This is a genomic window from Kitasatospora putterlickiae (assembly GCF_039527695.1).
Classification (GTDB): Bacteria; Actinomycetota; Actinomycetes; order Streptomycetales; family Streptomycetaceae; genus Kitasatospora; species Kitasatospora putterlickiae.
Genome location: NZ_BAAAKJ010000237.1, coordinates 1 through 6,207, shown reverse-complemented (window position 1 = coordinate 6,207; position 6,207 = coordinate 1). Strand labels below are relative to the sequence as shown.

Below are 6,207 nucleotides of genomic sequence, written 5' to 3'. Positions count from 1 at the left end.
CCGGCGGCGAGCAGACCCACCACGGGCAGTGCGGCGATCGCCCCGCCCGCGATGGCCAGGCGGGTGCCCCGGCGCCGTGCGGGCGGGCCGGGGCGGTCGGCGGCCGGGGTGTTCTCGGAACGGAGGCTCATGCGGCTCCTCTCGACGAACGGGACGGTCGACCAGCCGACGATAGGGCCGCCACCATCGTCCGGACAACCGGCGACGGCCTGTCCGACGTGCGTGGACGGCCCGGTGACGGACCGTCCACGCACCCCGGTTCCCAGCACGTCCCGGGCCTCAGCGCACCCGGGCCTCAGCGCACCCGGGTCGAGAACAGCCGGGCCGACCAGAACACCGCGGCCACCGTCATCAGGGCGACCACCAGCAGGCCCTGCCAGACCACGTTGTCCCCGACATGACCCGAGAACAGCGAACGCATGCCCTCCACGGCCCAGTAGAAGGGGTTCCACTTGGCCATCGTCTGCAGCCACATCGGTGCCAGCGCCAGCGGCAGCAGCGTGCCCGACAGCAGCGCGATCGGCTGGGCGACGGTGTTCACCACCGGCGCCATCGCCTCGTCGGCGGGCAGTACCAGGGCGATCCCGTAGGAGAGCGCCGAGGTCATCAGCGCGAGCAGGCCCATCAGCAGGAAGGCGAGCAGCAGGTTCACCGGACCGACCCGCAGGCCGAACGGCAGCGCGAGCAGGGTGATGATCACCGCCTGGACGAGCAGCGCGACCATCTCGCGCAGCGCCCGGCCGAGCAGCAGGGCGAGCCGGCTGACCGGGGTGACCCGGGCCCGCTCGATGATCCCGGCCCGCAGCTCGCCGAGCAGGCTGAAGCCGGTGTACAGGCCGCCGAAGATGCACAGCACCGCCAACAGGCCGGGTACGTAGATCTGGTAGGCCTCGGCGTAGCTGTGCGCACCCATCGGCTCCAGCACCCGCTTGAGCAGCGGTGCGAAGAGCAACAGGTAGAAGATCGGCTGGATCACCCCGACGGCGATCCAGATCGGTGTCCGCCACATCAGCAGCAACTGGCGCTGGAAGACCAGCCAGGTGTCGCGGGCGAGCTTCATGGGCCCCTCCCAGGGGATCCGGAGGTGCGGTCAGGACTGCTCGATGGAGCGGCCGGTACGGGCCAGGAACACGTCGTCCAGGCTGGGCCGCTGCAACTGCACGGTGCCGGTGACGACACCGGCCGCGTCCAGGGTGCGCAGCAGCCGCGGCACGGCGGCGGCGCCGTCGTCCAGGTAGAGCCGCACACCGTCGTCGCCGCTCAGCTCCAGGCGGTGCAGGTCCGGCAGGTCGGGCTGCTCGCGCAGTGCCTTGGCGGCCCGCTCGGCCTCGCCGGCGCCGAGGCCGATGAGCACGACGTCGCCGGAGATCTCGCGCTTGAGCGTCTCGGGCGTGCCCTCGGCGACGATGCCGCCGTGGTCGACGATGGAGACGCGGTCGCAGAGCGCGTCGGCCTCGTCGAGGTAGTGGGTGGTGACGACGACGGTCATGCCCTCGCCGCGCAGCCTCCGGATCTCGGCCCAGACGTGGCCGCGGCTGGCCGGGTCGAGGCCGACCGTGGGCTCGTCGAGGAACAGCACCTTCGGCGCGTGGATGACGCCGAGCGCGATGTCCAGCCGGCGGCGCTGGCCGCCGGAGTAGGTGCGGCACGGCCGGTCGCCGAACTCGGTGAGCTCGAAGGCCTTGAGCGCCTCCTCGGCGCGGCTCAGCGCCTCGGCCTTGCTCTTGCCGTGCATCCGCGCCTGCATCACGAGTTCCTCGCGGGCGGTGACGGCGTCGGTGGTGCCGCCGCCCTGGGCGACGTAGCCGATCCGGCCGCGCACCTCCGCGGGGTCGGCGAACAGGTCGGCGCCGGCGATCCTCGCCTCGCCGCCGTCGGGGCGGATCAGGGTCGCGAGCATCCGCAGGGTGGTGGTCTTTCCGGCGCCGTTGGGGCCGAGGAAACCGACGATCTCACCCGGCTGGACGGCCAGGTCGATGCCTCGGACCGCGTCCACGGGGGGCTGGCCGCGTTTCTTGGAAGGGTAGGACTTTCTCAGCCCCTTGGTCTCGATCAACCAGAACTCCCGTGCGGGGATGGGTTGCCGGGGCGCCGGGAAGGCGGCGCGCGGGGCACCTGGGAAGTGGTGCTCCGGGCCACCCTAGAGTCTTCGGCACCCCGGAAACAATGGCCTAGACCAGTGGATTGACCAATGGTTTGGCCCGGAGGGCACCCGTCGCGACCAGTGCCTCCACCCGATCGGCGGCCGTCACGGCCCCGCCGCCGGCCAGCAGCTCGGCCCCGACCCGGGCGGCCGCCGCCCGGTAGCCGGGCTCCTCCAGGACGCCGCGCAGCGCCGCGCCGAGGTGATCGGGCGTCACCCTCGCGAACGGCACCCGCAGCCCGGCCCCGGCGGCGCCCACCTGCGCCGCCACGATCGGCTGGTCGTGCCGGATCGGTGCCGTGACCAGCGGCAGTCCGTGGACCAGCGCCTCGCCGACGGTGTTCATCCCGCCGTGGCAGAGCACCGCGTCCAGCGCCCCGCGCCGCATCAGCTCCAGCAGCGGGGCCCGGTCCACCGCCACCGCGCCGGCCGGAAGCGCGGGCAGCAGCTCGCCCGGCGCCGCGAACACCGCCTGCACGCCGGGCCCGGCCGACTCCAGCGCCCGCGCCGCCCGGGCGAGGAAGTCCGCGCCCAGCTCGCCGGAGAGGGTTCCCATGGTGACCAGCACCCGCCGGCGGTCCGGCGCCAGCAGCTCCCAGGGGAACGCCGGATCGGCCGGGCGGTCCGCCAGCACCGGCCCCACCAGGGCGTACTGCGCCGGCAGCGCCTCGGCGCCGGTCGGCTCCGCCCCGGTCAGCGCCGGGCCGGTGAGCGCGGGGCCGGTGAAGGCGAGCACCAGCGCGGGGGAGAACCGCGGGTCCAGGTACTCCTCCTCGGGCAGCCCGGCCCGCCGCCACAGCCCCTGGAGCAGGCCGGTCATCCACTGCTCGACCAGCGGCAGCCCCCGGAACGGCCGCCCCAGTTCCATCGCGCCGGGCGCCAGGGTGCCCCAGGGCAGCCGGTGGCGGTGCGCCACCAGCGCCCCGGCCGGCGTGTGCTGGTCCACCAGCAGCGCGTCCGGCCGGTACTCGCGCACCGCCGCGTCCAGCGCCTTCGCGGTGAACCGCGCGTACGGGACGATGAAGCCCTCCCACAGCGAGCGGACGGCGGCCAGCCCGTGCCCGCCCTGGGCCCGGAAGGCCCGGGTGCCGGTGCCGAACACCGTCGCGTCCGGCCCCAGCAGCGGGCGCAGCGCCGACTCGGTGCCGGTCCAGGCCACCTCGTGGCCGCGCGCGACCAGCTCGCGGGCCAGGCCCACGGTCGGGTTGACGTGCCCGGTCAGCGGCGGGACCACCAGCAGGAAGCGGCTCATCGGGCGTCCTCCGCGGGCAGCAGTCGCTCGACGTCGGCGACGGTCAGCGCCTCAAGACCGGCCAGGTCGAGCCCGGCCCGCAGCCCGGCGAGGTCCACCGACGGGCCGAAGGCCCGGCGCAGGCCCTCGTGCAGCGCGGCGATCTCGGTCTCGTCGAGCAGCAGGTCCCCGTCCAGCCGGGCCTGCGGGGTCACCCGCGCGGCCCAGCCGGGCGGCGCCTGCGCGACGTCGGCCAGCAGGGACGCCAGCGCAGGGCGGACCGGCGGCACGGCGATGGGAGGTTCACGATCGGTCATCTGGGACTCCACCGGCTCGACGAAGGCGTGGGCGGGGGACGGCGGCACAGGACGTGCGCGTTCCGTGGGTGAGTTGTGCGGCGACTGTGCGGCGACTGCGCGCGACGTGTGCCGCAACCGCCCGAGATCACTTGTGCGGACCGGTCGGGCGTGGGAATACTAGCCCGCGTGACCGCACTGGAGGCAGTGGCCGTTCACCTCCCCCACCACACCGTGCCGATCGAGGCGGTGGGCGAGCGAATCGGCCTGACCCCACGTCAACTCCGTCTCTTCCGCCGCTTCCACGGCCTGGACCAGCTGCGACTGGACCCGGACGGGAGGCTGCCCGACCTGCTTGAAGCCGCCGTCGACGCCCTTCCGGAGCTGCGCGGACGCGAACGGAACGTCCGTTTCGTGATCCACGCGCGCAGCATGCCGGTGGCGGTGCCCTACCCGCTCAACCCGCTGCACGACCTGCTCCACCGCTACGGCCTCGGCCACGCCCAGGCCTTCACCGTGACCCACCACGCCTGCGCGGTCGGCCTGTTGGCCATCGACCTGGCCGGCCGCCTGCTCGCCGGAGAACCCGACCGGGAGGCGCTGGCCCTGGTGCTCGCCGGGGAGAAGACCTTCACCAAGGACGCCCAGGTGGTGCCCGAGACCGGAATCTTCGCCGAGGGCGCGGCCGCCTGTCTGGTCAGCGCCGATGGCGAGCGCGACCGCGTGCTGTCCTACACGATGCGTCAGCGTCCCGAGTTCGACGGCCGGCTGGCCGAGGACCCGGACCTGCTCGCCCGCTACCAGCGCGAGTACCCGGCGGTGATGATCGAGGCGATCGAGGACGCCCTCGATCAGGCCGGTCTGGACCTCTCGGACCTTGCGCTGCTGCTGCCGCACAACGTCAACCAGGCCTCCTGGCGGATGATCGCGCGCCGGATGGGGTTCCCGATCGGGCAGGTGCTGCTGGACAACGTGCCCGCGGTGGGGCACAGTTTCGCAGCGGACAGCCTGATCAACCTGCACACCGCCACCACGCGGGGGCTGCTCGGTCGCGGCGAGCGCTACCTCATCGCCGCCGCAGGCATCGGAGCGACCTTCTCCGCCATGGTTGTCGAGCACTGACGCGCCGTCGGTCGCTCCACCCCGGGCGCCGGTTCCCCGGCCACCCCGCCCCCACTCCACCACGCACGACGGGACGGTCCCACCCATGTCCGACCAAGTGGTCCAGACCACCGATGCAGAGCTGCGCGACCGCGTCCTGCACAGCCTCGGCGAGCTGCTGCCGCGCGTCCTCAAGCGGGACCTGCCGGAGATCCCCGAGAACGCCTGCCTCTTCGACGACCTCGGCCTCACCTCGGCCGGCACCATCGAGCTGATCCTGGAGGTCGAGGAGGCGCTCGACATCCAGGTCGACGTCGAGCAGATCACCGAGGACGACCTGCGCTCGGTCACCAAGCTGGCCGACTACGTGGCCTCGCACGTCATCCCCGAGGACTGACCGGTGCCCGCCGCACCAGGTCTCACCCGGGTGCTGACGCGGTACGCCGACGGCCGCTCCGAGCTGTCGCTCGACCCCGACCTGCGGGTCTTCGTCTCCGACCTGGTCCGCCCGTACGACCTGCCGCTGCGCGAGGACCTGCTGGCCGAGGGCGTCGGCCACGCCTACGAGGAACTGGCCGCCGGCCTGCTCGCCGAGGCGCTCGGCCCCGACGAGCCGGCCGACGTGCTCGTCCAGGCCTTCGACTCGCCCGACGTCCGGCCCGGTGCGCCCACCTCGCTCGCGCTCAGCCGCTCCTGCGCGGGCACGCCCACCGCGTTGGCGTTCTGCGACCAGGGCACCGCCGGGGCGTTCGGCGCGCTGCGCGCCGCCGTCGCGTACCAGCGCACCGGCGTCGCCCACCGGGCGGTGGTCGTGCTCGCCGAGCAGACCGCCCTGCACTACGAGCCGGCCGCGCCGGTCACCCTGCCCGAGCGGCACTGCGCGGTCGTGCTGGTCTGCGAGACGGTGCCGGGCGAGGAGCTGACCGTGCGCCAGGACGCCGGCGCCGACGCCGCTTCCGCCGCTGAGGAGGTGCGCCGGCAGGCCCGGGCGCTGGGGGAGGGGGCCGCCGTGCTGCTCTCCGCCGCGCTGGAGGTGCCCGACCTGGAGGCACCCGGCCTGGACGTCGTCCGCACGCCGGCCGGCCAGCCGTTCACCGGGGTCTGGTCCGCGCTCGCCGCACGGCTGCCGGCCTGGCGGGCCGAACGGCGGCCCGTGCTGATCGCCGACCTCGACCCGCGGCTCGGCGTGCTCTCCACCCTGACCCTGCGCGCCGGCCCGCCACGGCCGTGACGCCTGGCACCCACCCCGGAACCGGAAGCGCCGAGGACGCCGACCGGATCGACGTCTGGCTGATCCCCACCGACCAGCCCGAGCCGGTGGTCCGCGCCCTGCGCGGGCTGCTCGACCCGGCCGAACGCGCCCGCGCCGACGGTCCCGACCCGCGCTTCGGGCGGCGGTTCACCGTCGCCCACGGCGCCGTCCGCCTTCTCGCCGG

Annotated in this window: 7 protein-coding genes and 1 pseudogene; 4 read left to right on the top strand and 4 right to left on the bottom strand. The window is 74.3% G+C overall.

Annotation, left to right across the window (positions count from 1 at the left end; all coding sequences use genetic code 11):
• Window positions 1-295 precede the first annotated feature (295 nt).
• The 4 genes from ABD308_RS23835 to ABD308_RS23820 form a co-directional block, all read right to left on the bottom strand.
• On the bottom strand, window positions 296-1,060 hold the full coding sequence (locus ABD308_RS23835; RefSeq protein WP_344338406.1) for an ABC transporter permease: 765 nt from the start codon (window positions 1,058-1,060) through the stop codon (window positions 296-298).
• Window positions 1,061-1,090: 30 nt separating this feature from the next.
• Complete coding sequence (locus ABD308_RS23830) at window positions 1,091-1,996, bottom strand: ATP-binding cassette domain-containing protein (RefSeq protein ID WP_344338404.1); 906 nt, start codon at window positions 1,994-1,996, stop codon at window positions 1,091-1,093.
• A gap of 175 nt (window positions 1,997-2,171) precedes the next feature.
• Complete coding sequence (locus ABD308_RS23825; RefSeq protein ID WP_344338402.1) at window positions 2,172-3,395, bottom strand: glycosyltransferase; 1,224 nt, start codon at window positions 3,393-3,395, stop codon at window positions 2,172-2,174.
• Window positions 3,392-3,691, bottom strand: a complete 300-nt coding sequence (locus ABD308_RS23820; protein ID WP_344338401.1) for a hypothetical protein — start codon at window positions 3,689-3,691, stop codon at window positions 3,392-3,394. Before ABD308_RS23820 ends, ABD308_RS23825 begins: the two co-directional genes overlap by 4 nt.
• Window positions 3,692-3,859: 168 nt before the next feature.
• Here ABD308_RS23820 and ABD308_RS23815 point away from each other — a divergent pair, with 168 nt between their 5' ends.
• The 4 genes and pseudogenes from ABD308_RS23815 to ABD308_RS23800 form a co-directional block, all read left to right on the top strand.
• Window positions 3,860-4,792: a 3-oxoacyl-[acyl-carrier-protein] synthase III C-terminal domain-containing protein gene (locus tag ABD308_RS23815; RefSeq protein WP_344338399.1), complete on the top strand. Its 933-nt coding sequence runs from the start codon at window positions 3,860-3,862 to the stop codon at window positions 4,790-4,792.
• 85 nt (window positions 4,793-4,877) lie between these two features.
• Window positions 4,878-5,168, top strand: coding sequence for an acyl carrier protein (locus ABD308_RS23810; protein ID WP_344338397.1), 291 nt, complete (start codon window positions 4,878-4,880; stop codon window positions 5,166-5,168).
• 3 nt (window positions 5,169-5,171) lie between these two features.
• On the top strand, window positions 5,172-6,002 hold the full coding sequence (locus ABD308_RS23805; RefSeq protein ID WP_344338395.1) for a hypothetical protein: 831 nt from the start codon (window positions 5,172-5,174) through the stop codon (window positions 6,000-6,002).
• Window positions 5,999-6,207: pseudogene (locus tag ABD308_RS23800) on the top strand (hypothetical protein); the annotation flags it as partial. The gene ABD308_RS23805 and the pseudogene ABD308_RS23800, both read left to right, overlap by 4 nt.

Bases quoted from the DNA above. Each gene is read 5' to 3' on its own strand.
- ABD308_RS23835 (WP_344338406.1), bottom strand. From the start codon at position 1,060: ATGAAGCTCGCCCGCGACACCTGGCTGGTCTTCCAGCGCCAGTTGCTG.
- ABD308_RS23820 (WP_344338401.1), bottom strand. From the start codon at position 3,691: ATGACCGATCGTGAACCTCCCATCGCCGTGCCGCCGGTCCGCCCTGCG.
- ABD308_RS23810 (WP_344338397.1), top strand. From the start codon at position 4,878: ATGTCCGACCAAGTGGTCCAGACCACCGATGCAGAGCTGCGCGACCGC.
- ABD308_RS23825 (WP_344338402.1), bottom strand. From the start codon at position 3,395: ATGAGCCGCTTCCTGCTGGTGGTCCCGCCGCTGACCGGGCACGTCAAC.